Genomic DNA, 24684 nt, shown 5'->3' with positions numbered 1-24684 from the left:
GATATTGCTGCGGGACGGAGGGGTGGAATCAGCCGCCGATGATCGGGGAACCGATGAACGGATCCACAGCCAAGGCGATGAAGAGGAGTGTCAGGTAGCTGATGGAGCCGTGGAAGACCTTCATGGCGCCCTTGTTGGAGACATCGCCGCCCTGCGCACGCTTGTAGAGGGCGTGGCTTTCGTAGAGGAACCATGCACCGGCCGCCACAGCAACGATCGTGTAGACCCAGCCCGCGCCTCCGACCGGAATCATCAGCAGCGAACAGGCAACCATGGCCCAGGCGTAGAGGACTACCTGCACCGAAACGACCTTGGCACCGGCGATCGCACCGAGCATGGGTACCTTGGCGTTGCGGTAATCCTCGCCGTAACGCATGGACAGGGGCCAGTAGTGCGGAGGCGTCCACAGGAAGATGACCATGAAGAGGACGATTGCGGGCCATTCGACAGTGTTGGTGACCGCGGCCCAGGCAATGAGGACCGGGAAGCAGCCCGCCGCGCCGCCCCAAACAATGTTCTGGGCTGTGCGGCGCTTGAGGATCATCGTGTAGATGACCACGTAGAACACGATGGCGCCAAGTCCAAGCCAGGCGGAAAGCGGGTTTGCGCCGAACCACAGGATGGCGATGGACGCAGCACCAAGGATCCAAGCGAAAACGAGGGCTTCCCGGGGGGAGACTTCGCCTGTCACCAGCGGGCGCTTTTCGGTTCGGTGCATCAGTTTGTCGATGTCGCGGTCGATGTAGCAGTTGAACACACCGGCGCTGCCGGCTGCGAAGGCGCCGCCGACGAGGGTTGCCAGGATCAGGCCGATGGAGGGGAAGCCGCGCTGCGCAAAGATCATGGTGGGCAGGGTGCTGACCAGGAGCAGCTCGATGACACGGGGTTTGGTCAGAGCCAGATACGCCTTTAATTTACGGGAAGTTCCGATGCTTCCCCGGGCCGGGGAAGCGTTGACGGGCGTATCAGTTGTGCTCACGGCGGCAGTCACTCTGTTCTATGCTCTGGGGTTCTCGCAGCGGATGTCGTCCCGGCTTTCGAAAGCAAACACGGGCGCATGAACCGCTGGTGGCCTCCAAATATCATACCGTGGCCGGAAGAGGCCCGATGTCCGCAAAATACGCCAATGTTTCCGAATCTTCACTGCTCCCGGGGGCAATCGTGATTCATATAAGGGAATTTCTGTCCAGTTAGTGGGATTCCCTGAGTTCCATGACACGTTTGGGGCTAAGCTGTTGAGCAGAACAGCACACGTTGATCATCCGGGAAACCGTATTCTCGGATATCCGTGGGTCTGGATGAGAGATCAACGTTTCAATGGTGAACGGCTGGTAGACACATTGCAGCGGGCGCCATCCTGTGCTTCCTGCGTGCCGTGTCCATACGCCTGCCGTCAGCACAGAGAGGGGCTCGGTTTTCGTGCCACATTTGGAAGAGCAAGAACTGTCATGGACCGATCTGGACAAGAAGGCTGTTGACACCGTTCGCGTGTTGGCTGCTGATGCCGTGGAGAAGGTCGGAAACGGCCACCCCGGCACGGCGATGAGCTTGGCTCCGGCAGCATACCTGCTGTTCCAGAAGCTGATGCGCCACGATCCGAAGAACCCGGACTGGCTGGGCCGCGACCGCTTCGTGCTGTCCCCCGGTCACACGTCGCTGACCCTTTACATCCAGTTGTTCCTTTCCGGCTACGGCTTGGAGCTGAAGGACCTTGAAGCACTGCGTACCTGGGGTTCGCTGACCCCGGGCCACCCGGAGTACAAGCACACCGCCGGCGTGGAAATCACCACCGGCCCGCTGGGCCAGGGCCTGGCTTCGGCCGTTGGCTTCGCCTACTCGCAGCGTCGCCAGCGTGGATTGTTCGACGCCGATGCTCCCGCCGGCGAGTCGCCGTTCGACCACACCATCTGGGTCATCGCTTCCGACGGCGACCTGCAGGAAGGTGTCACTTCCGAGGCATCCTCGCTTGCCGGACACCAGGAACTGGGCAACCTCGTTGTGATCTACGACGAGAACCACATCTCCATCGAAGACGACACCGACATCGCCTTCACGGAAGACGTCCTCAAGCGCTACGAGGCCTACGGCTGGCACACCCAGCGCGTTGACTGGACCAAGACCGGCGAATACGTCGAAGACGTGCAGGAACTGTACTCGGCACTTCTGGCTGCCAAGGCCGAGACGAACAAGCCGTCCATCATCTCGCTGCGCACCATCATTGGCTACCCGGCCCCGAAGAAGCAGAACACGGGCAAGATCCACGGCTCTGCCCTGGGTGCCGAAGAAGTCGCTGCACTGAAGAGCGTGCTCGGCTTCGATCCGGCCAAGTCCTTCGACGTTGACGAAGAAGTCCTGGCCCACGCCCGCAAGGTCCTTGACCGCGGTGCCGAGTCCCGGGCCGCATGGCAGTCATCGTTCGAGGCATGGCAGTCTGCCAACCCGGATGCCGCTGCCCTGCTCGAGCGCGTCGAAGCGAAGAAGTTGCCGGCCGAGCTTGACGCTGCGCTTCCTGTCTTCGAAGCCGGCAAGGACGTTTCCACCCGTGCGGCATCGGGCAAGGTCCTCAACGCCATCGGTCCGGTCCTTCCTGAGCTTTGGGGCGGTTCGGCCGACCTCGCCGAGTCGAACAACACCACCATCGAAGGCTCGCCGTCGTTCATCCCGACCTCGCGCTCCACGGATGCCTGGAAGGGCAACCCGTACGGACGTGTCCTGCACTTCGGTATCCGTGAGCACGCTGCCGCCTCGATCGTCAACGGCATTTCCCTGCACGGACGCACCCGCGCGTTCTCCGGCACGTTCCTGATCTTCAGCGACTACCAGCGCCCGGCTATCCGTCTCGGCGCACTGATGGGCGTTCCGTCCCTGTATGTGTGGACGCACGACTCCATCGGTTTGGGCGAAGACGGACCTACCCACCAGCCGGTGGAGCAGCTCGCTTCCTTGCGTGCCATCCCGGGCCTGGACGTTGTCCGCCCGGGCGATGCCAACGAGGTCTCCGCTGCATGGAAGGCCATGCTGGAGAACCACGAAAACCCCGCCGGCATTGTGCTGACCCGCCAGAACATCCCCACCTACGCCCGCGGCGAAGGTGAAGCCGCCGGTGACACCTTCGCTTCCACCGCAGGCGTTGCCAAGGGCGGTTACGTCCTGGCCGAAGCCTCCAAGGACGGCGAGACCGTTGACGCACAGGTCATCCTGATCGGCACCGGCTCGGAAGTCCAGCTCGCAGTCCAGGCCCGCGAAGCCCTCCAAGCAGAAGGCATCGCAGCTCGCGTCGTGTCCATGCCCTGCGTTGAATGGTTCAACAAGCAGGACGAGGCCTACCGCGAATCCGTGCTGCCGGCGGCCGTCAAGGCCCGTGTTTCCGTCGAAGCCGGCCTTGCCCTTGGATGGCGCGAATTCGTCGGCGACGCCGGCCGTTCGATCTCCCTGGAGCACTTCGGCGCCTCGGCTGACTACAAGCGGCTCTTCAACGAATTCGGCATCACCGCCGAAGCCGTCGCCGCCGCAGCCAAGGACTCCCTCGCAGACGCCAACGCGTAACAGCCTGATACCTCACAACAGGAGAAACCACATGTCTACAACTCCCACGCAGCAGCTTTCCGACGCCGGCGTTTCGATCTGGCTCGACGACCTCTCCCGCACCCGCCTGGAAACGGGCACCCTGCAGAAGCTCATCGACGAAAAGAACGTTGTTGGTGTCACCACCAACCCGTCCATCTTCCACGCCGCAATCACCTCCGGCACGGACTATGACGCAACCATCGCGGCCAAGGCGGAAGCCGGGGCCAGCGTCGAAGAGACCATCTTCGAAATCACCACGACCGATGTCGCCGATGCCTGCGATCTCTTCGCCCCGATTGCCGCGGCCACCAACGGTGTCGACGGCCGCGTTTCCATCGAGGTGGACCCCCGCCTTGCCTGGGACACCGAGGGCACCATCGCCGAGGCCAAGCACCTCTACGCGAAGGTCAACAAGGACAACGTCCACATCAAGATCCCGGCTACCTTGGAAGGCCTCGAGGCCATCACGGCTACCCTGGCCGAGGGCATCAGCGTCAATGTCACTCTGATCTTCTCCTTGGAGCGCTACCGCGCCGTCATCAACGCTTTCCAGTCCGGCCTGGAGCAGGCCAAGGACAACGGCCACGACCTCTCCAAGATCCACTCCGTTGCCTCGTTCTTCGTCTCCCGCGTGGACAGCGAGATCGACAAGCGCCTGGATGCCATCGGAACCGAAGAAGCCAAAGCACTCAAGGGCAAGGCCGGCGTTGCCAATGCACGTCTGGCCTACCAGGTCTACGAAGAGCTCTTCTCCACCGAGCGCTGGGCAGTGCTGGCTGAGGCCGGCGCACTCCCCCAGCGTCCTCTGTGGGCTTCCACCGGCGTGAAGGACCCCGCTTACCCGGACACCCTCTACGTCACGGAGCTCGTTGCTGCGGGCGTGGTAAACACCATGCCCGAAAAGACCCTCGATGCCACGTTCGACCACGGCGTGGTCACCGGCGACACCATCACCGGGACGTACGACGAAGCGAACGAGACCCTCAACGCCCTCGAAGCGCTGGGCGTCTCCTACAACGACGTCGTGACCCTTCTTGAGACCGAAGGCCTCGAGAAGTTCGTGGGCTCCTGGAAGGAACTCCTCGCCGACGTCGAAGGCGCACTCGTCACCGCACGGAAGGCCTCCTAAGCGACCATGAGCACACTCAGTTACGACGCCAGCGGTGCTGCGCAGCAAGCCATCGCCAAGCACATTGACGGCCTGGTCGAAGACAGGATCGCCACCCGCATCTTTGCCAAGGACCACACACTGTGGGGTCCCGACGCGGAGTCCGAGGCGGCCATCCGTCTCGGTTGGGTAGAAGCGGCCACGGTTTCCCAGTCCCTGGTTGGCGACATCCTGGAGCTTCGTGATGCCCTTCGGGCCGAAGGCGTCTCGCGCATTGTCCTGTGTGGCATGGGTGGGTCCTCTTTGGCTCCCGAGGTCATTGCCGGTACCGCTGGCGTCGAGCTGACTGTGCTGGACAGCACCGACCCTGAACAGGTCAGTGCTGCGCTGGCGGACCGTTTGGCTGAAACTGCCATCGTTGTCTCTTCCAAATCCGGTTCCACCGTGGAGACCGACTCGCAGCGCCGGGTCTTCGAGAAGGCGTTCAACGACGCCGGCATCGACGCCAAGAGCCGCATCATTATCGTCACCGACCCCGGTTCGCCGTTGGACAAAGCATCCCGTGAGGCCGGCTACCGTGCCGTTTTCAACGCGGATCCCAACGTAGGCGGCCGCTTCTCGGCCCTGACCGCTTTCGGCCTTGTCCCTTGTGGCCTGGCTGGCGTGGATATCCAGGCGTTCCTGGATGAAGCAGAAGAAGCAGCCGAGATCCTGAACGAGGATTCGACCGACAACATCGGTCTTGCCCTCGGCAGTGCCCTTGGTGGTACCTCTCCCTTGCGCAACAAGATCGTCATCGCCGAGGACGGCTCCGGCATTGTTGGCTTTGCTGACTGGGCTGAACAGCTCATCGCAGAGTCCACGGGCAAGCTGGGCACGGGTGTCCTGCCCGTGGTTGCCGGTCCGGACTCCCCCGAAGCCCTTGGCGGCGCCGAGGATGTCCTGGTGGTCCGTCTGGTAAGCGCCGATGCCGACATCGAACTTCGCGAAAACGAGGTGGCGATTGCCGGCGGGCTTGCCTCCCAGATGTTTGTGTGGGAGTTTGCCACGTCCGTGGCGGGCCGTCTGCTTGGCATCAACCCGTTCGACCAGCCCGACGTCGAGGCTGCCAAGGTGGCTGCACGCGGCTTGCTGGATGCCCGCCCGGAACCCACGCCTGCAGCGTTTACCGACGGTGCAGTGGAAGTACGCGGAGGCGAATGGCTCGGCTCTGCGGATTCGGTAACTGATGCCGTGCAGGCCCTGCTCGGCCAGCTTGGCTCGGATGGCTACCTTAGCGTCCAGGCCTACCTTGACCGCATCACCCATGCTCCGCTTGAGGGTATCCGGGATGAACTCGCAGCTGTATCGGGCCGTCCGGTGACCTTCGGCTGGGGACCGCGGTTCCTGCACTCGACCGGCCAGTTCCACAAGGGCGGACCGGCCATCGGTGTATTCCTGCAGATCACCGCGGCCTCGTCCACTGACCTCGAGATCCCAGAGCGTCCGTTCACCTTCGGCCAGCTCATCGCTGCCCAGGCGTCCGGTGACGCCCAGGTCCTGGAAGGCCATGGCCGCCCTGTGCTTCGCCTGCACCTCACCGAGCGCGCTGCCGGCGTAGCTCAGCTTCAGGAAGTCGTCGCTGCGTTGGCCGGCCAGGCCAGCTCACTCGAAAGCTAAGGCACATAGAAAAACATGCCAGAAACTGAAAACGGCAGGAAGAACGGCGGCCTGCGGAACCCTTTGCGGGATCCGCGGGACCGCCGCCTGAACCGCATCGCCGGGCCGTCGTCGTTGGTCTTCTTCGGAGTGACCGGCGACCTCGCCCGCAAGAAACTCATGCCGGCGGTCTACGACCTCGCCAATCGGGGCCTGTTACCGCCGAGCTTTGCACTGGTGGGATTCGGGCGCCGGGACTGGGACAACGCCGATTTCGCGGCTGAGGTCAAGGAAAACGTCAAGGCCCACGCCCGTACCAAGTTCGACGAAGGTGTCTGGGAGCAGCTCGCTTCCGGTATCCGTTTTGTTCAGGGCGAGTTCGACGACGACGACGCTTTCGAGCGTCTGGGCGATGTCCTGGACGAATTGGACGAAACCCGCGGCACCCGTGGCAACCACGGCTTCTACCTGTCCATCCCGCCGAAGGCGTTCGAGCAGGTATGTCGTCAGCTTTCCAAGCACGGCTTGGCGCAGGCCCAGCCTGGCCAATGGCGCCGTGTGGTGATCGAGAAGCCGTTCGGCCACGACCTCGAATCAGCCCGCCAGCTCAACGACATCGTGGAGTCCGTGTTCCCGCCTGATGCGGTGTTCAGGATTGACCACTACCTGGGCAAGGAGACGGTCCAGAACATCCTGGCTCTTCGCTTCGCGAACCAGCTGTTCGAACCCCTCTGGAATGCCAACTACGTGGACCACGTCCAGATCACCATGGCCGAAGACATCGGCACCGGTGGTCGCGCAGGCTATTACGACGGTGTCGGTGCAGCCCGTGACGTCATCCAGAACCACCTGTTGCAGCTTCTGGCGTTGACTGCCATGGAAGAGCCGATCTCATTCAACGCAGATGACCTGCGTGCAGAGAAGGAAAAAGTCCTCGCAGCTGTTAAATTGCCAGAGGACCTCTCAACGCACTCCGCCCGCGGCCAGTTCACCGGCGGTTGGCAAGGCGGCGAGAAAGTCCTCGGTTACCTGGACGAGGACGGGATCCCGGCAGATTCGAAAACCGAGACGTACGCCGCGATCCGCGTGGATATCAATACCCGCCGGTGGAACGGGGTTCCGTTCTACCTGCGCGCCGGAAAGCGCCTGGGCCGCCGAGTCACCGAAATCGCAGTGGTCTTCAAGAGGGCACCCAACCTGCTCTTCCGTGACCACGGCGAGGACGACTTCGGCCAGAACGCCGTGGTGATCCGTGTCCAACCCGACGAGGGCGCCACGATCCGCTTCGGGTCCAAGGTTCCCGGCACGCAGATGGAAGTCCGCGATGTCACCATGGACTTCGGCTACGGGCACTCGTTCACAGAGTCCAGCCCCGAAGCGTACGAGCGCCTGATCCTGGACGTGCTGCTCGGCGAGCCGCCGCTCTTCCCGCGCCACCAGGAAGTGGAACTATCCTGGAAGATCCTTGACCCGTTCGAGGACTACTGGGCCGGGCTTGATGAGCAACCGCAACCCTACGCACCCGGCAGCTGGGGACCGGCATCGGCCGATGCCCTGCTGGCCCGTGACGGACGAACCTGGAGAAGGCCATGATCGTAGATCTTCCCGATACCACCACCTCCAAGATCTCCAAGAAGATCATGTCCCTGCGCGAACAAGGCGGCGTGATTGCCTTGGGCCGGGTCCTGACGCTGGTTGTCGTGACCAAGTCCGGGCAGGAAGAAGAAGCCATCGAGGCAGCCAATGAAGCCAGCCGGGAACACCCCTGCCGCATCATTGTCCTGGCCGACGCCGGGTCTGAAGGCCCCGATCGTCTGGACGCCCAGATCCGCGTCGGTGGAGACGCCGGCGCGTCGGAAGTCATCGTCCTGCGCGGCCACGGGCACATGGCCCACGAGAGTGAATCCCTGGTTTCGGCTCTCCTCCTGCCGGACGCTCCGATCGTGGCCTGGTGGCCGCACGGAGCCCCGGAAAGCGCCTGTGAAACCTCGATAGGCCGGATTGCGCACCGCCGCATCACCGACTCCGCCAACGAGCCCGATCCCCGCCGCGCGCTGGAGAACATCCGTGCTACGTACAAGGCCGGCGATACCGACCTCGCTTGGACGCGCCTGACCAATTGGCGCATGCAGCTCGCTGCAGTCTTCGACCAAGTGGATGGTGACCCTGTCTCCGCCGTCGCTGTGGAGGGTGCCTCGGACTCCCCCAGCACGTTGCTCTTGGCGGCATGGCTGAGCTTGGCCCTGCAGGCGCCTGTCACGATTGTGGCGGACCCCGCGGGCACCGGCATTCGCCGCGTTCGTCTCACCCGCGCCAGTGGTGACGTGCAGCTGTTCCGTCCGGGCTTGTCCGTCGCGGAGCTGACGCAGCCGGGACAGCCGGCGCAGCGTATCACGCTTCCCCGGCGAAGCCTCAAGGATTGCCTCGCTGAGGAACTCCGGCGGCTGGATCCGGACGAAGTCTTCGGAGAAGTGATTACGATGGGACTGCCACTTACCAGCCAGAGGAGAGTCCAAACCAGTGCACGCTGAGCCAAGAGTAAGCATCCACCCGGATTCAAAGGTGTTGATGGCCGCCATCGCGGCGCGACTCATCACCAAACTAGTGGATGTCCAGGACAAGCACGGCGAGGCCACAGTGGTGCTCACCGGTGGCACGGTGGGCATAGGTACCCTCAAGGCCGTTGCCGACTCCGCCGCGGCTCCGGCCGTGGACTGGTCGAGGGTCAACTTCTGGTGGGGGGATGAACGGTTCGTTGCCGCTGACAGCGACGACAGGAACACCCGCCAGGCCCATCAGGCGCTCTTGTCCCACCTGCAGGTGGACCCGGCCAGGGTGCATGAGCCCGGCTCAACAGATCAATTCGCCACGGCCGATGAAGCTGCAGCGGCCTACGAAGCCGAGCTCAAGGCGGCTGCGGAGGCGGAGCACGCCGCGGACATGTCGGACGACAGGCCTGAACAGCCTGGAAACCTGCCGCGTTTCGATGTCCTGCTGCTCGGTGTAGGACCGGATGCGCACATTGCCTCGCTCTTCCCCGAGCAGGCGGGCATCCGCGAGAAGAGCCGCGCCGTTGTTGGCGTCGAAAACTCGCCCAAGCCCCCGCCGTCGCGTATTTCTTTGACATTGCCGGCGATCAATACCGCTCAGGAAATCTGGATGGTGGTGGCGGGTGAGGACAAGGCCGGCGCCGTGGGCTTGGCTTTGGCCGGTGCCAATCCGGTCCAGGTTCCCGCAGCGGGGCCGGCAGGACGCACCAGGACTCTATGGCTCATTGACGAGAACGCAGCCTCACGTGTCCCCCAGCAGTTGGTCCGAAAGGATCCCGCGGGCGCGTAGTCTTTCCAACGCTCCGGCCAGGACAATTTCAGCGTCCTGGCTGGAGCGTCTTTCTTTAACGTAGTCCAGATGGGATTTGAAGAGTTCGTCTTCCGGTCGTGGATTGGCTGGACTCTCAGGATCACGTGACGCGGGCATTCCGCACTTGGGGCAGTCCCAGGTCTTCGGGATCTGCTCGTCGGGAAGCTTAAGAAAAACAAGCCGCGTTTCGTGTCCCTTGGCACACCAGTAGGGAACCCGAATACGCGGCAGTTGCTCGCCTTGGCCGTGGTCGCTGTGATTTCTGGGTTCAGACCCCTGGGCCACACCCACGCGGGTGCCCCGATAACCTGGCGTGCCATGAACCATTTTCGAACCCCTAGCGACTCGGTGGTCGGCCGTCACGGCCCTGGAAGCTTTACAGCCAACAGGGCCAGTCTAATGCGAGGGGCCCGACGGCGGCACTGGTAGTTGTGTGCCGATCCGGACACAAAAATGGGGAGGCTCCCGTCAAGGAACCTCCCCACCCGGTGGCTGCTAGGAGTCGCCGCCCGAGGTGAAGCGCATAATGAGCCCCAACCCGATGATGACAACGCCCCAAGTGACGCCAAGAATGATGGTGAAGCGGTTCAGGTTGCGCTCGGCAACACCGGAGGAGCTCAACCCCGAACTCATTCCGCCACCGAACATGTCGGACAAACCGCCGCCACGTCCCTTGTGCAGGAGGATAAGCAGCGTCAGCAGAAGGCTGGTGATAGCCAGCAGAATCTGCAAAATGACTTGAAGAACGTCCACGACGGCCTTTCGAAGAAGCGGAAAACGGGAGCCGGACTAGTCCGTGACGAGGTGGCTCTCGAACCTGACAATGTTAGCAAATTCTGCGGGGTCCAGGCTGGCGCCACCCACAAGCAGTCCATCAACGTCGCTTCCAGCCATAATGGCGGCGGCGTTGTTGGCCTTGACGGAGCCTCCGTAGAGCAAGCGGGTCTTGGCCGCGACAGCGTCATTAAAAAGCACTGCGAGTTCTGCGCGGATGGCTGCGCACATTTCCTGCGCGTCCTCCGGGCCCGCTACCTCACCGGTACCGATGGCCCAGACGGGCTCATAAGCCACGACGAGATCCGCGGCTTGTTCGTCAGTCAGTCCATCAACCCCCGCACGCAGCTGCGCGAGAGTGTGCTCAACGTGGGTGCCTGCTTGGCGGATTTCGAGGCCTTCGCCCACGCAGAGGACGGGAGTGACCTCGTGGCGGAAGGCTGCCTTGACCTTGGCGTTGAGGACCTCGTCCGATTCGTTGTGGATGGTCCGTCGCTCGCTGTGACCCACCAAAACATAGGAACATCCCAGCTTGCTAAGGAACTGGCCGGAAATGTCGCCCGTGTAGGCTCCCGAGTCGAACTGCGAAAGATCCTGGCCGCCATAGACGATGTCGAGCTCGTCGCCCTGGACGAGGGTTTGGACTCCGCGCAGATCGGTGAAGGGGGGGAACACGGCGACCTCAACGCGGTTGTAGTCGTGCTTGGCGTCGGAGAGGGTCCACGCGAGCTTCTGCAGCAAGGTGATGCCTTGCACGTGGTCCATGTTCATCTTCCAGTTACCGGCGATGAAGGGCTTACGGACGAAGTTGCCGTTGGCGGAGGTAGTCACATGTACTCCAAAAGAATGCGTTGGGATGTGGAACGGCCGGCAGGACGCAGTGGCGTCCTGCCGGCCGGTTTGTTGCTTTAGCGGTCCAGGACGCTCAGGCCGGGAAGTTCCTTGCCTTCAAGGTATTCAAGGCTGGCGCCGCCACCTGTGGAGATGTGGCCGAACTGCGAATCCTCGAACCCGAGGGTACGGACTGCGGCAGCAGAATCGCCGCCACCCACCACGGTGAAGGCCACGGTGTCCGTCAGCGCCTGGGCGATGGCCCGGGTGCCATTGGCGAACGCTTCGAATTCGAAAACGCCCATGGGGCCGTTCCAGAAGACAGTCTTGGCGCCCTCAATCTGGGCAGCGAAAGCCGACGCTGATTCAGGTCCGATATCCAGGCCGATGCCGGAAGCGCCAAAGGTGCTCTCCTCGATGGCATCTGCTTTGACGACCTCATGCTCAGCATCCGCTGCGAAACGGCTGGCCACAACAACGTCAGTTGGAATGACGAAGGAGGTGCCTGCATCGGCAGCACGCTTGAGGTAATCCTGGACAACCGGAATCTGGTCTTCTTCAAGGAGGCTGCCGGCAACCTTATGCCCTGCTGCTGCAAGGAAGGTGAACAGCATGCCGCCACCCACAAGGATGGTGTCGGCCTTGCCCAGCAGGTTGTCGATGACGGCCAGTTTGTCGGAGACCTTGGACCCGCCAAGAACCACGACATACGGGCGCTGGGTGTCAGTGGTCAGTTTCCGCAGAACTTCCACCTCGGTGTGGACAAGATCACCGAGGTACGACGGAAGCCGTGTGGCGACGTCGTAGACACTGGCGTGCTTGCGGTGGACTGCACCGAATGCATCGTCCACGTACGCTCCATTGCTGCCCGTCAGGGCAACCAGCTCATCAGCGAAGGCGCCGCGTTCGGCGTCGTCTTTGCTGGTTTCGCGGGCGTCAAAGCGGACGTTCTCCAGGACCAGAACGTCGCCGTCCTGCAGCGCAGCGGCATGCTCCTTGGCGGAGTCACCGACTGTATCCGCTGCAAGCTGGACCTTGAAGTCAGCGAGTTCGGCAAGGCGCTCCACTGCGGGCTTCAATGAGAACTTGGCTTCAGGCGCGCCCTTGGGGCGTCCGAGGTGGGCTGTCACGAGCACACGGGCACCGGCGTCCGAGAGCTTCTTGAGGACCGGGAGGGAGGCCTTGATGCGGCCGTCGTCGGTCACTGTAGAGCCGTCGAGCGGCACATTCAGGTCACTTCTGACCAGAATGTACCGCCCGCGGACACCTTCAGCGATGAGTTCGTTGAGGGTGTGAGATGTCATGTGTCTACCCTAGCCCAGCTTGGATGCAACGAGCTCCGTGAGGTCTACGAGGCGGTTGGAGTAACCCCACTCGTTGTCATACCAGGAAACAACCTTGACCTGGTTGCCGATGACCTTGGTCAGGCCGGAGTCGAAGATGGACGACGCCGGGTCCCCGACGATGTCCGACGAAACGATCGGCGCATCCGTGTAGGACAGGATGCCGGCCCACTGCTCGGACTCGGCTGCTGCCTTGACGGCTGCGTTGACTTCCTCAACCGTGACTTCGCGGGAAACGGTGACCGTGAGGTCCGTGGCCGAGCCGGTGGGGACCGGTACGCGGATGGCGTAGCCGTCGAGCTTGCCCTTGAGCTCCGGCAGGACCAGGCCAATTGCCTTGGCTGCACCTGTTGAGGTGGGAACCATGTTGATGGCTGCGGCGCGTGCGCGGCGAAGATCGCCGTGCGGGCCGTCCTGCAGGTTCTGGTCAGCCGTGTAGGCGTGGACCGTAGTCATGAGGCCACGCTCGATGCCGAACGCGTCGTTTACGACCTTGGCCAGCGGGCCGAGGCAGTTGGTGGTGCAGGAGGCGTTGGAGATGATGTTGTGCGCCGCGGGGTCGTAAAGCTCGTCGTTGACGCCCATGACAATGGTGATGTCTTCGTCGCTGGCAGGTGCGGAGATGAGGACCTTCTTGGCCCCGGCATCAATGTGCTTCTGCGCTGCTGCGGCCTTGGTGAAGAAGCCGGTGGATTCGATCACGATGTCGACGCCGAGATCGCCCCAAGGGAGGTTCGCGGGATCGCGCTCGGCAAGCACCTTGATGGACTTGCCGTCGACTACCAGGTTTCCATCGACAACTTCCACGGTCTGGGCGAGGCGTCCACCGACGGAGTCATACTTCAGGAGGTGGGCGAGGGTTTCAGGGCTGGTGAGGTCGTTGACTGCGACGATCTCAAGGTCTGCGCCCTGGGCCAGTGCTGCGCGGAAGTAGTTACGGCCGATGCGGCCGAAGCCGTTGATACCAATACGGGTGGTCACTATGTGTCAATCTCCTTGGTGCTCTTGCAAGCACGCCTAGTGAGTCGGATCAAATATTTCCAACTAACAGACCCCGCACGTCGTTGGGCAGAGGTGATTATCAGATCGGAGGGCGACCAGCCACGTTGCTGAAGGCTAACCGCCTTCCGTGATCCATCTTACGTTTAATTGAGCCTGCCCCCGCAACTGCGGAGGCAGGCTTTTCAGCATTTCGCTTCAATTCACGCCAAAAGTGACTTTTGTTACATCGGCGTGAACCGGAGCTCACCAGCTACAGGACGATGAGGCCCGTGGCGTTGGTGCGTGCTGCTTCGAAGCGCTTGGCGACATCGGCCCAGTTGACGATGTTCCAGAAGGCCTTGACGTAGTCAGCCTTGACGTTGACGTAGTCCAGGTAGAACGCGTGCTCCCACATGTCCAACATCAGCAGCGGGGTGGTGCCAACGGCTACGTTGCCCTGCTGGTCGTAGAGCTGCTCGATGAGGAGGTTCCCACCGATGGGCTCGTAGGCCAGGAAGGCCCAGCCGGAGCCCTGCAGGCCCAGAGCGGCTGCAGTGAACTGGGCGCGGAAAGCGTCGAAGGAGCCGAAGGCGTCATCGATGGCTGCGGCCAGTTCACCCTCGGGCTTGTCGCCGCCGTCCGGGGAGATGTTGTTCCAGAACACGGAGTGGTTGATGTGGCCGCCGGTGTGGAACGCGAGGTCCTTGGAGAGACGGTTGATGTTGGCGAAGTCACCCTTGTCGCGGGCCTCGGCCAGCTGGGCAAGGGCGTTGTTGGCGCCTGCAACGTAGGCAGCGTGGTGCTTGCTGTGGTGCAGCTCCATGATCTTTGCCGAAATGTGCGGCTCAAGTGCTGCGTAGTCGTAGCCGAGCTCGGGCAGAACGTACTCTGTCACGAAATCCTCCAATGTAATGGACTAACGTCCGGTTTGGTAACTCTCGTTATGTTCATCCGACCGGCGGACCAGCCGGAAATCCTTGGGGAAGATAACTGCTCTTGCCTCCACCGGGGTCAACCAGCAGTTGCCTCGCAGTATTTCCTCCACACTTTCCCGATTCTATGGGTGCTTACTACTCGTCCATCATTTCGGGAGTCACATTTGCCTCAGTCCCGGGAATTCCGAGGTCCAAAGCACGCTTGTCGGCCATGGCGAGAAGACGGCGGATGCGCCCGGCAATGGCGTCCTTGGTCATGGGCGGGTCCGCAAGCCGGCCCAGTTCATCCAGGCTGGCCTGCTTGTGGGCCACGCGTAACTCCCCCGCGTACTTAAGGTGGTCCGGGACGTCGTCGCCCAGAATCTCAAGGGCCCGGTCCACCCTGGCACCGGCCGCCACTGCAGCCTGGGCCGAGCGGCGCAGGTTGGCGTCATCAAAGTTCGCCAGCCTGTTGGCGGTAGCCCTGACTTCCTTCCGCATCCGGCGTTCCTCCCAGACCATCAGGGCATCATGGGCACCCATCCTGGTCAGCAGGGCAGCGATGGTGTCTCCGTCGCGGATGACCACCCTGTCCACGCCACGGACTTCGCGTGCCTTGGCCTGGATGCCCAGACGGCGGGCAGCGCCCACCAGCGCAAGCGCGGATTCAGGACCCGGGCATGTCACCTCCAGGGACGAGGACCGCCCTGGCTCGGTGAGGGAACCATGGGCAAGGAAAGCTCCGCGCCACACGGCTTCAGCGTCTGCGGCAGAACCGTTGACCACTACCGACGGCAGTCCGCGCACCGGCCGTCCACGGCCATCCAGGAGGCCTGTCTGACGTGCCAAAGCCTCTCCGTCGCGTACGACGCGGACCACATAGCGGCTCCCGCGGCGCAGGCCTCCCCCGGATACCACGATGATTTCGCTCTGATGTCCGTAGACCTCGGCGATCGCGGCGCGCAGGCGCCTGGCGGTCGAGGCGAGGTCGACCTCTGCCTCAATGACGATCCGGCCGGAGATGATGTGCAAGCCACCCGCGAAGCGCAACATTGCAGAGACCTCTGCCTTGCGGACCGAAGATTTCTTGATGTCCAGCCGGGACAGTTCGTCCTTGACCGACGCAGTAAGTGCCATCGCGTATTCCTAACTGTTCCCGAAAATATCGTGGTAAGCCGCTGCCAGCAGCAATGGGTCATGGACTGGGCGGCGCCTCGACGCCCCTACTCTACCCAACACCACTTCGGCTCCGATCATCCCGGCGGCCTTTTCAAAGGCCTTGAGGTCCTGGATGGCAGCCGGGTCGGCAAGCACGACGTCCACACTGAACTCCGGGGCGTAGCGCCGAAGGACGTCCAGGTGGTCTGCGGCGGTCATGCCGGAGGTCTCTTTGGTCTCCACGTCCAGATTCATGGTCAAGCAACGCTTGGCGGCGGTGTCACCGAGCGCTTGGCGCAGCTCGGGAAGCAGCAAGTGGGGCAGCACGGAGGTGTACCAGGAGCCAGGTCCAAGGATCACCCAGTCTGCGAGCTCTATTGCCGTCAGGGCTTCCGTGCATGCCGGGGCATCCTCGGGGAACAGCTTGACCTCTTCCAGTTTGCCCGCGACAGCGCACTTCGCTTGCCCGCGCACAGTCTGCAGTTCGTGGCTCCCGTCGGGAAGTTCCGTGCGTGCCTTGCCCTCGATGGTCAACGGAATGCTGGACATCGGAAGCACCTGGCCGCGGGCGCCCAGAAGGGCACCGGCCCATTTGAGGCCGGCAACCGTATCCCCCAGAAGCTCCCACAGCGTGACGATGAGGAGGTTGCCCATGGCGTGGTTGTCCAACGAGCCGCCCTTGGCCTTGCCTCCGGCGTCGAAACGATGCTGCATGACATCACGCCAGGTGCGGCCCCAGTCGGTGTCGTCACAGAGGGCGCTCAGCGCCATCCGCAGATCGCCGGGCGGGAGGACGCCGTACTCCTCACGCAAACGCCCGGACGATCCGCCGTCGTCTGCCACCGTGACAATGGCAGTCAGCTCCGAGGTAAGCAGCCGGAGGGCCGAAAGTGACGCTGCCAGGCCGTGCCCACCGCCGAGAGCCACCACGGACGGGCTCTTCTTCTGCTGGCTGCCGGGGACCCCCTTGGGCGGTATGAGGGGCAGCGGGCCCGTCAGGACACCCACTACTCACGTCCCAGGTCGCGGTGGGTGGTGGTTACGGTCACGCGGGGAAACTGGGCCAGGCGCTTGGAAAGCTCGACGGCGACAGCCACCGAACGATGCTTTCCTCCTGTGCAGCCAACGGCAAGGGTTGCATAGTGCTTGTTCTCCTGGCGGTAGCCGTCCAGAACAGGCTCCAGGGCCCGGACATAACGATCCACGAATTCCTGCACGCCCTCTGCGCCGAGCACGTAGTCACTCACGTCCTCGTCCAGGCCGGTGTGGGGACGGAGCTGCGGAACCCAGTGGGGATTGGGGATAAAGCGGGCGTCGGCCACGAAGTTTGCGTCGACAGGCAGTCCGTATTTGAAGCCGAAGCTCATGACATTGAGCCGCAGAGTCACAGGTCCCGTGTCGCTGAAGAGCTCGGTGATGGCGGTAGCCAGGCCGTGGACGTTGAACTCCGAGGTGTCCAGCACTACATCGGCGTGTTCGCGCAGTTCGCGCAGGACCTCCCGCTCGATGCCGATCCCGTCGAGGATCCGGCCTCCGCCTTGCAGCGGGTGCGGACGCCGGCCCTGCTCGAAGCGGCGGACGAGGACATCATCATTGGCATCGAGGAACAGCACGCGGAAAGTAATCCCGCTGGCGCTCAACGCACCCAAGGCCGTTTGGATGTCCGTGAAGAGATCCTTGCTTCGGACATCCACCACGACTGCCAGTTTGGGAATGGACTTGGGAGCATGCGAGACAATCTCAGCCAAGGTGCCCAGCATCTGGGGAGGCAGGTTGTCCACCACATACCAGCCGTGGTCCTCAAGGGCATCGGACGCAGTGCTGCGCCCCGCTCCCGACATGCCGGTGACGACCAGGAGCTCCGCCTCCGGTGGCTTGACTGGCGTCAGGCCGTCCTGCTCCGTGCCGGACCCAGCCATTGCCTCATCCATCAGTTGTCCCCGTTTCTTCGGAAGTGTCATAGCTGCCTGTGCCACCCGCCGGACACGGCGGAGCACCCTTTGACCGCAGCGCCGGAAATTGCCGCAGCGGCCAAGTTCTTACCCTAGCTAAGATTCGATGATTTCGCCGGTTGTCATGTTCACTGCGGGAGTGGTCTCCCCATCCGCGGCAGTGGAACCCAAGTGCTGGACCACTGCGGCGGCCAGGGCTGGACCGATGCCCTTGGCGGACGTCAGTTCCTCGACCGAGGCTGCCTTGATTTTCTTAAGCGACCCAAAGTGCGACACGAGGGCCTTCCGCTTGGCCTCACCGAGGCCAGGCACTCCGTCCAGGACCGACACCGTCATTGCCTTGCCGCGTTTTTGCCGGTGGAAGGTGATGGCGAACCTGTGCGCTTCATCGCGGATACGCTGAAGGAGGTACAGCCCTTGGGAAGTCCGCGGCAGGATGACCGGGAAGTCGCTGTCGGGAAGCCAGACCTCTTCCAGTCTCTTGGCGAGTCCGACGACGTAGACGTCGTCGATGCCAAGTTCGGCGAGGGCTCGCGCGGCTGCGTTCACCTGCGGCTGACCGCCGTCGACCACCACGAGGTTGGGCGGGTAGGCAAACTTGGCCTTGGGCGCCGGGATCGTGGCATCCGACGTCGATGGGTCCGTCATGCCGCTGGACACGGACCGGGTGGGGTTGACGATCTCGCCCGAAACGACCGGTACCTGGGCGGCCTTGTCCGTCAGGTAGTGCTTGAACCGCCGCGTGAGGACGTCGTGCATCGCCGCGGTGTCATCGGCAGCGGCCGCGCCCGTGATGGAGAACTTGCGGTAGTCGGCCTTCTTGGGAAGCCCGTCTTCGACCACCACCATGGAAGCCACTACGTTGGTGCCCTGGACATGGGAAATATCGAAACACTCGATGCGCAGCAAGGGAACCGGAATGTCCAGGGCTTCCTGGAGTTCCTGGAGCGCGAGGGACCGGACGGTGATGTCTCCCGCGCGCCGCGTCTTGTGGAGTTTGAGGGCTTGTTCGGCATTTTCACGGACCGTGGACATCAATGCGGCCTTGTCCCCGCGCTGCGGAACCCGGATGTCCACTTTGGCGCCACGGAGTCCGCCAAGCCATTCAGTCAGTTCGGCATGGTTGCTGGGGTTCTCCGGAACCAGGACTTCCCGGGGGATCCTGCCTTGAACCTCGCTGTCTTCGCCGTAAACCTGCTGGAGAAGATGTTCAATCAGTTCCGGGGTGGTGGCATCTTCCACCTTCTCCACCACCCAGCCGCGCTGGCCGCGGACCCGGCCTCCACGGACGTGGAACACCTGGACTGATGCTTCCAGTTCGTCATCGTGCAATGCGAAGACGTCGGCATCAGTATCCTCTGCAAGGACCACGGCGTTGCGCTCGAAGACCTTGCGCAAAGCAATGATGTCATCACGGAGCCCGGCAGCACGCTCGTAATCGAGTTCCGCCACGGCTGCTGCCATGTCTTTTTCCAAACGGCTGATGAAGCGCTTGGCCTCGCCGCCCATGAAGGAACAAAAATCCTCGGCCAGCCCCCGATGCTCGTCAGGAGTCACACGGCCCACGCAGGGCGCGGAGCATTTGTCGATATACCCCAGCAGGCAGGGGCGCCCGCTGGCTTCGGCCCGCTTGAAGACTCCCGGGCTGCAGCTTCGGACCGGGAAAACCCTGAGGAGCGTATCCATGGTTTCCCTGATGGCCCCCGCCGTATAGGGACCAAAATAGCGGGTGCCCTTCCTGCGTTCGCCACGCATGACCTGTACCCGGGGGAATTTCTCCCCCATGGTCACGGCCAGGTAGGGATAGGTCTTGTCGTCGCGGAAAACAACATTGAACCGAGGCTTGAATTCCTTGATCCACGTGTACTCAAGTTGCAGGGATTCCAGCTCGCTGCCCACCACGGTCCATTCAACACTGCTGGCTGCATGGACCATCGCATGGGTCTTGGGGAGCAGCCCCGCAGGGTTGGCAAAGTAAGAGTTCAGCCTTGAACGGAGGTTCTTCGCTTTGCCCACGTAGATGACCCGGCCATGGGGGTCACGGAAGCGGTAGACACCCGGGGTAGTGGGGATTTCACCGGTCCGGGGTCGGTAAGTTGATGGATCTGCCACACGTCCAGTCTAGTGAACCGGACTGGCTGCTAAACGCCAGTGCAGTGCGCGGGAAGCCTAGTCCACCGACTTGCTCTGGTTGTAGCTGCCAGAACGTTCCTGCCCACTGAGCAGTGCAATCGCGTCCATGATCTTGTCAGTGACCTCCCGGCGGGCCGGGAGGGAATGGTCAGGACCCGTCTTCTCGAAATAGAGCGGTTCGCCGACCTTCATGGTGAAGTGCTGCGGTCGGACGGCGTTCTTGTCCGCAGGTTGCAGCTTTTCCGTGCCGATGAGGCCAACGGGTATCACCGGGGCGCCCGTGGTCAAGGCCAGCCAGCCTACTCCTGTTCGGCCGCGGTAAAGGATCCCGTCCCGGGAGCGGGTACCCTCGGGGTAGATGCCGATGCCCTTCCCGGCTTCAAGGATGTCCAGGAGGGTCTTGAGTGCCTGCACACTGGCCGCCTGCTCCCCGCGCTCCACGGGAATTGAACCCACGGCTTCAAAGAACGACTTCATCACGGCGCCCTTGACGCCTTTGGTGGTGAAGTACTCGGCCTTGGCAAAGAACGCAACGGGCCGCGGCATCAAGGCCTGGACGATCACGCTGTCCAGAAAGGAAAGGTGGTTTGGTGCCACGATGAAAGGTCCGCTTTTGGGGACATTTTCAAGTCCGATGACTGTTGGCCGGCATGTGGACGAGATCAGTCCGCGGGTTGTCCACCGGATCGCATCAAAGACTGCCATCGTTTTGTACCTCGCTAAGGGCCGCCGCACGGACAGCATCAAGTTCTTCAATTCGCGTACGCAGTTCAAGGGCCGTGCTGACAACAGCCACGGCGCCCGCTTCTTCAAGTTCGCCGTCAGGTGCGAAACCCCAGCTGACGCCGATGCAGTCCAATCCGTTGGCCATCGCCCCGGCGACGTCCTGATGCCTGTCCCCCACCATGACCGCTGGTTGGGAATGCAGATCGGCAAGGGCTGCCCCGACGATCGCGACCTTCCCCGGTGCCGTGTTTGCCTTCGCGGACTCGTCATCAGCAGCACCACGGATTGAAACAAAGAAGTCCGCGATCCGGTGGTGGTCGAGGACGAGCCGCGCAATGGACTGTGGCTTTTGCGTGGCTACCGCTACGGGGCGGCCGCTTTCGGCAAAGAACTCCAGGAGGTCGAAGACTCCCGGATAAAGCCGGCTTTGACCAATACCGGTTTCCTTGTAGTGACGCCGATAACGGTGAATGGTCTCATCCACCAATTCGCCGGGAACGCCAGCCAAATGCAGAAGGGAATCACTGAGCTTGGGACCCACCATGGAATTCAGTACGGCCTGTTCCGGAACAGGAAGGCCCATTTCCTGGAGGGCGAGCGAAATGCCTCCGGTGATACCGCCGGCAGGATCGACAAGGGTGCCGTCCAGGTCGAATATTACGGGCACCTTTGTTTGAGTCACCGGGTTAGTTTCTCACGAGTAGCGGCATGCCTGAAACTCGCATGCCGCTACCGGAATACTTCTAACCCAGAATCTCAGCCAGGAAGGTGGCAGTGTGGCTCTCCGTGGATTTCGCTACTTGCTCCGGGGTTCCGGTCGCGACGATTCGTCCGCCGCCGGAACCACCATTGGGGCCAAGGTCCACGATCCAGTCCGCCGACTTGATGACGTCCAGGTTGTGCTCGATGGTAATGACGGTGTTGCCCTTGTCCACAAGGCCCTGGAGGACCATCAGCAATTTCCTGATGTCTTCGAAATGCAATCCCGTGGTGGGCTCGTCCAGCACATAGATGCTGCGGCCGTTGGAACGCTTCTGGAGCTCCGCAGCCAGCTTTACGCGCTGGGCCTCGCCGCCGGAAAGTGTCGTGGCAGGCTGGCCGAGCCGGACGTAGCCAAGTCCAACGTCCACAAGGGTGTTCAAATGCCGTGCGATCGGAGTGAAGGCGGCGAAGAACTCCGCACCTTCTTCAATGGGCATGTTGAGGACGTCCGCGATGGTCTTGCCCTTGTAGTGGACCTCCAGCGTCTCGCGGTTGTACCGGGCCCCATGGCAGACCTCGCACGGAACGTAGACGTCAGGCAGGAAGTTCATTTCGATCTTCAGCGTGCCGTCGCCGGAACAGGCTTCGCAGCGGCCGCCCTTGACGTTGAAGGAGAAACGACCGGGCTGGTACCCGCGCACCTTGGCCTCAGTGGTCTCCGCAAACAGCTTGCGGATGTTGTCGAACACGCCCGTGTAGGTGGCGGGGTTGGAGCGCGGCGTACGGCCAATGGGGCTCTGGTCGACGTGCACTACCTTGTCCAGGTGCTCCAGGCCGGCCACGGAACGGTGGCGTCCGGCTACCTGCTTGGCTCCGTTGAGCTTATTGGCGAGGACCTTGTACAAGATCTCGTTGACCAAGGTGGACTTGCCCGAACCACTGACACCCGTGACCGCAGTGAACAGACCGAGGGGGAACGTAGCGTCAACGTTGTTGAGGTTGTTCTCCCTGGCGCCGACAACCTTAAGCTCCCGCTTCTTGTCGTACTTGCGGCGCTTGGCAGGAATATCGATCTTCCGGCGCCCGGCGAGATAGTCACCGGTGAGGGACTGCGTGTTTTCGAGGAGTTCCTTGTAGGTACCGGAGTGGACGACCTGGCCACCGTGCTCGCCGGCGCCGGGTCCGATGTCCACCACCCAGTCGGCCTCGTGGATGGTGTCTTCGTCGTGTTCGACCACAATGAGCGTATTGCCCAGGTCCCGAAGCCGTGTGAGGGTCTCGATAAGGCGTCGGTTATCGCGCTGGTGCAAGCCGATGGAGGGCTCATCCAGGACGTACAGGACGCCGACCAGGCCCGAGCCAATTTGCGTGGCCAGCCGGATGCGCTGGGCCTCGCCGCCGGACAGCGTGCCGGAAGGGCGCTCGAGATTGAGGTACTCCAGGCCAACGTCCAGAAGGAACGTCAGGCGGGCCTGGATCTCCTTGAGAACCTGGTTGGCGATCTGGGCTTCCCGGTTGGTCAGCGTCAGGCTTCCGAGGAACTCTGCGCATTCCCGCATCGGGAGGGCGGCCACCTCGGCGATGGACTTCCCGTTGATCAGTACGGACAGCGATGCCGGGTTCAGGCGGGCTCCGTTGCACTCCGGGCAAGGAATTTGGCGCATGTACTCTTCGTACCGGTCGCGGGCCCAGTCAGAGTCCGTTTCACCGTGCTTCCGGTGAACGTACTGGATGGCTCCTTCGAAGCCCGTGCTGTACTTGCGCTCACGACCGAAACGGTTCTTGTACTGGACTACGACCTTGTGGTCCTTGCCGTGAAGAACCGTGTTCCGGACATCCTTGGGGAGCTTCTCCCACGGGGTCTTCATGGAGAAGCCGAGTTCGTGTGCGAGGCCTTCAAGGAGGCGGTTCCAGTACTCCGTGGTCGCTGTACCCAGGGACCACGGAGCAATCGCGCCTTCGCCCAGCGAAAGTTCCGGGTTGGGAACGATCAGTTCCTCATCGACTTCCAACTTGGTGCCGATGCCGCTGCAGGCAGAGCAGGCACCGAAGGGGTTGTTGAAGGAGAAGGATCGCGGCTCGATCTCGTCGATGGCCAGAGGGTGCTCGTTGGGGCACGCCAGATTCTCGGAGTAGGCACGGATACGTGCGGGATCTTCAGCGTCCAGGTCCACGAATTCAACCAGGACACGGCCTTCGGCCAGGCCCAGTGCAGTCTCCACGGAATCCGTGAGCCGTTGGCTGATCTCTTCCTTCACCACCAGGCGGTCAACAACGACTTCGATGGTGTGTTTGTACTGCTTGCCCAACTTGGGCGGATCGTTCAACTGGACCAGTTCACCGTCAACCCGGGCACGGGAGTAACCCTTGGCCGTCAGCTCCTTGAAGAGGTCAACGAATTCACCCTTCCGGCCGCGGACGACCGGAGCGAGGACCTGGAAACGGGTGCCGGTTTCCAACTCCAGGAGTTGGTCGACGATTTGCTGGGGTGTTTGCCGCGTAATCGGCTCACCGCAGACCGGGCAGTGCGGGCGGCCAACGCGCGCCCACAGCAAGCGCATGTAGTCGTAGATTTCGGTGATGGTGCCCACAGTGGAACGCGGGTTCTTACTGGTGGACTTCTGGTCGATGGACACCGCAGGCGAGAGACCTTCGATGAAGTCAACGTCGGGCTTGTCGACCTGACCAAGGAACTGGCGTGCATACGCCGACAATGATTCGACGTACCGGCGCTGGCCTTCGGCGAAGATGGTGTCGAAAGCCAGGGAGGACTTACCGGAACCAGAGAGTCCGGTGAAGACGATCATGGCGTCGCGTGGGAGGTCGAGATCCACGTTGCGCAGATTGTGTTCCCGGGCTCCCTTGACCACCAGGCGGGACAGATCCGGCTTGGCTGGCTTGTTAGCAGAAACGACGGAAGCGCTGTTCAGGGAATCGATGGCTGTATCTTCAGCTAAGGCTTTGGGCACCCACCAATGCTAATCGAAAACTTCTTCGAATTTCCATGTCGTGCCTCACATGCTACCGATCGGTATCAATCGGCGTCGTAAGCGGCAGCGAAAAGCTGCACTGCCTCGGCGAAGGAAGCGCCTTGGGCCTTGGCAGCAGCTGCGTACTGGGCGGCAACTTCGGCCAGTGCCCCCCAACGGTCATCGCGGGCACACACTACTGTCCCGTTGCGTCCACGGGTAGCGACAACGCCGGCTGCTTCGAGCTCCTTATATGCCCGGGCGACTGTATGGGGTGCCACGTCCAGTACACCTGCCAGGTTCCGGACGGGCGGCAGTTTCGACCCCACGGCGAGAACGCCTGAATCTGCGAGTTCGATGATGCGGAGCCTCAACTGTTCAAAGAGCGCCACAGCACTGCCGGCGTTGGGTCGCCAGCTCCCGGGGAAATCCCCTGCGGGCGTCATGATGAGCTCCTGGCAGGCACGTGCGCTACCGTCGGCGGCAGATCCGGATTGCATCCTTGGTCCATGCCGAGAATTAGACCAG

21 protein-coding genes are annotated in these 24684 nt (G+C 62.4%); 6 read left to right on the top strand and 15 right to left on the bottom strand.

Annotation, left to right across the window (positions count from 1 at the left end):
* Positions 1-28: 28 nt before the first annotated feature.
* Positions 29-991 (bottom strand): heme o synthase, encoded by a 963-nt coding sequence (locus PV760_RS05155; protein WP_018777566.1) that lies wholly within the window; start codon positions 989-991, stop codon positions 29-31.
* 428 nt (positions 992-1419) lie between these two features.
* Between PV760_RS05155 and tkt the strand changes: the two genes are divergently transcribed.
* The 6 genes from tkt to pgl are packed head-to-tail and all read left to right on the top strand — an operon-like array spanning position 1420 to position 9652.
* Positions 1420-3546, top strand: a complete 2127-nt coding sequence (tkt, locus tag PV760_RS05150) for a transketolase (RefSeq protein ID WP_179128362.1) — start codon at positions 1420-1422, stop codon at positions 3544-3546.
* Positions 3547-3577: 31 nt separating this feature from the next.
* Positions 3578-4696 (top strand): transaldolase, encoded by a 1119-nt coding sequence (tal, locus tag PV760_RS05145; protein WP_079581465.1) that lies wholly within the window; start codon positions 3578-3580, stop codon positions 4694-4696.
* 6 nt (positions 4697-4702) lie between these two features.
* Positions 4703-6334: a glucose-6-phosphate isomerase gene (locus PV760_RS05140; protein ID WP_079581466.1), complete on the top strand. Its 1632-nt coding sequence runs from the start codon at positions 4703-4705 to the stop codon at positions 6332-6334.
* Between the two features lie 15 nt (positions 6335-6349).
* Positions 6350-7906, top strand: coding sequence for a glucose-6-phosphate dehydrogenase (gene zwf / locus PV760_RS05135; RefSeq protein ID WP_039241219.1), 1557 nt, complete (start codon positions 6350-6352; stop codon positions 7904-7906).
* Positions 7903-8844: a glucose-6-phosphate dehydrogenase assembly protein OpcA gene (locus tag PV760_RS05130; RefSeq protein WP_039241217.1), complete on the top strand. Its 942-nt coding sequence runs from the start codon at positions 7903-7905 to the stop codon at positions 8842-8844. The genes zwf and PV760_RS05130 overlap by 4 nt, the downstream gene beginning before the upstream one ends.
* The gene (gene pgl, locus PV760_RS05125; protein ID WP_082499805.1) at positions 8834-9652 is read left to right on the top strand and encodes a 6-phosphogluconolactonase; all 819 of its coding nucleotides are present in this window, start codon (positions 8834-8836) and stop codon (positions 9650-9652) included. The genes PV760_RS05130 and pgl overlap by 11 nt, the downstream gene beginning before the upstream one ends.
* On the opposite strand, the gene PV760_RS05120 is transcribed toward pgl, so the two are convergent.
* From PV760_RS05120 to PV760_RS05055, 14 genes are all read right to left on the bottom strand, one after another.
* A complete protein-coding gene (locus PV760_RS05120) occupies positions 9605-10000 on the bottom strand; it encodes an RNA polymerase-binding protein RbpA (RefSeq protein WP_079581468.1) in 396 nt (131 codons plus the stop codon). The genes pgl and PV760_RS05120 overlap by 48 nt on opposite strands.
* Before the next feature lie 168 nt (positions 10001-10168).
* Positions 10169-10426 carry a preprotein translocase subunit SecG gene (secG, locus tag PV760_RS05115; protein ID WP_018777559.1) on the bottom strand — a complete coding sequence of 86 codons (258 nt, stop codon included), beginning with the start codon at positions 10424-10426 and terminating at the stop codon, positions 10169-10171.
* Positions 10427-10462: 36 nt separating this feature from the next.
* Positions 10463-11278: a triose-phosphate isomerase gene (gene tpiA, locus PV760_RS05110; RefSeq protein ID WP_064722115.1), complete on the bottom strand. Its 816-nt coding sequence runs from the start codon at positions 11276-11278 to the stop codon at positions 10463-10465.
* Positions 11279-11355: 77 nt separating this feature from the next.
* Positions 11356-12582 carry a phosphoglycerate kinase gene (locus PV760_RS05105; RefSeq protein ID WP_018777557.1) on the bottom strand — a complete coding sequence of 409 codons (1227 nt, stop codon included), beginning with the start codon at positions 12580-12582 and terminating at the stop codon, positions 11356-11358.
* A 9-nt stretch (positions 12583-12591) separates the two neighbouring features.
* A complete protein-coding gene (gene gap / locus PV760_RS05100; protein ID WP_018777556.1) occupies positions 12592-13602 on the bottom strand; it encodes a type I glyceraldehyde-3-phosphate dehydrogenase in 1011 nt (336 codons plus the stop codon).
* A gap of 271 nt (positions 13603-13873) precedes the next feature.
* Entirely contained in the window at positions 13874-14497 is a 624-nt protein-coding gene (locus PV760_RS05095; protein ID WP_018777555.1) for a superoxide dismutase, read from the bottom strand.
* Positions 14498-14672: 175 nt separating this feature from the next.
* On the bottom strand, positions 14673-15653 hold the full coding sequence (whiA, locus tag PV760_RS05090; protein WP_018777554.1) for a DNA-binding protein WhiA: 981 nt from the start codon (positions 15651-15653) through the stop codon (positions 14673-14675).
* 9 nt (positions 15654-15662) lie between these two features.
* The gene (locus PV760_RS05085; RefSeq protein ID WP_064722114.1) at positions 15663-16682 is read right to left on the bottom strand and encodes a gluconeogenesis factor YvcK family protein; all 1020 of its coding nucleotides are present in this window, start codon (positions 16680-16682) and stop codon (positions 15663-15665) included.
* Positions 16682-17605, bottom strand: coding sequence for an RNase adapter RapZ (rapZ, locus tag PV760_RS05080; protein WP_018777552.1), 924 nt, complete (start codon positions 17603-17605; stop codon positions 16682-16684). The genes PV760_RS05085 and rapZ overlap by 1 nt, the downstream gene beginning before the upstream one ends.
* Before the next feature lie 117 nt (positions 17606-17722).
* Positions 17723-19738: an excinuclease ABC subunit UvrC gene (gene uvrC / locus PV760_RS05075; protein ID WP_064722113.1), complete on the bottom strand. Its 2016-nt coding sequence runs from the start codon at positions 19736-19738 to the stop codon at positions 17723-17725.
* Between the two features lie 57 nt (positions 19739-19795).
* Positions 19796-20464 (bottom strand): lysophospholipid acyltransferase family protein, encoded by a 669-nt coding sequence (locus tag PV760_RS05070; protein WP_018777550.1) that lies wholly within the window; start codon positions 20462-20464, stop codon positions 19796-19798.
* Positions 20451-21167: an HAD hydrolase-like protein gene (locus PV760_RS05065; RefSeq protein ID WP_018777549.1), complete on the bottom strand. Its 717-nt coding sequence runs from the start codon at positions 21165-21167 to the stop codon at positions 20451-20453. The genes PV760_RS05070 and PV760_RS05065 overlap by 14 nt, the downstream gene beginning before the upstream one ends.
* 61 nt (positions 21168-21228) lie before the next feature.
* Positions 21229-24156: an excinuclease ABC subunit UvrA gene (gene uvrA / locus PV760_RS05060; RefSeq protein WP_354627302.1), complete on the bottom strand. Its 2928-nt coding sequence runs from the start codon at positions 24154-24156 to the stop codon at positions 21229-21231.
* 65 nt (positions 24157-24221) lie between these two features.
* Positions 24222-24602 (bottom strand): GntR family transcriptional regulator, encoded by a 381-nt coding sequence (locus PV760_RS05055; protein WP_018777547.1) that lies wholly within the window; start codon positions 24600-24602, stop codon positions 24222-24224.
* Positions 24603-24684: the final 82 nt, after the last annotated feature.

The organism is Paenarthrobacter sp. CC6, from assembly GCF_040560085.1.
Lineage (GTDB): Bacteria > Actinomycetota > Actinomycetes > Actinomycetales > Micrococcaceae > Arthrobacter > Arthrobacter nicotinovorans.
Note: the sequence above shows the minus strand (reverse complement) of the source record. Positions and strands in the feature narration are given on the sequence as shown.

Coding starts and splice junctions, on each gene's coding strand:
- PV760_RS05105 (WP_018777557.1), bottom strand. CDS start 12,582: ATGACATCTCACACCCTCAACGAACTCATCGCTGAAGGTGTCCGCGGG.
- PV760_RS05140 (WP_079581466.1), top strand. CDS start 4,703: ATGAGCACACTCAGTTACGACGCCAGCGGTGCTGCGCAGCAAGCCATC.
- PV760_RS05070 (WP_018777550.1), bottom strand. CDS start 20,464: ATGGCAGTCTTTGATGCGATCCGGTGGACAACCCGCGGACTGATCTCG.
- PV760_RS05130 (WP_039241217.1), top strand. CDS start 7,903: ATGATCGTAGATCTTCCCGATACCACCACCTCCAAGATCTCCAAGAAG.
- PV760_RS05120 (WP_079581468.1), bottom strand. CDS start 10,000: ATGGTTCATGGCACGCCAGGTTATCGGGGCACCCGCGTGGGTGTGGCC.
- rapZ (WP_018777552.1), bottom strand. CDS start 17,605: ATGGATGAGGCAATGGCTGGGTCCGGCACGGAGCAGGACGGCCTGACG.
- PV760_RS05055 (WP_018777547.1), bottom strand. CDS start 24,602: ATGACGCCCGCAGGGGATTTCCCCGGGAGCTGGCGACCCAACGCCGGC.
- zwf (WP_039241219.1), top strand. CDS start 6,350: ATGCCAGAAACTGAAAACGGCAGGAAGAACGGCGGCCTGCGGAACCCT.
- tal (WP_079581465.1), top strand. CDS start 3,578: ATGTCTACAACTCCCACGCAGCAGCTTTCCGACGCCGGCGTTTCGATC.
- whiA (WP_018777554.1), bottom strand. CDS start 15,653: ATGGCACTTACTGCGTCGGTCAAGGACGAACTGTCCCGGCTGGACATC.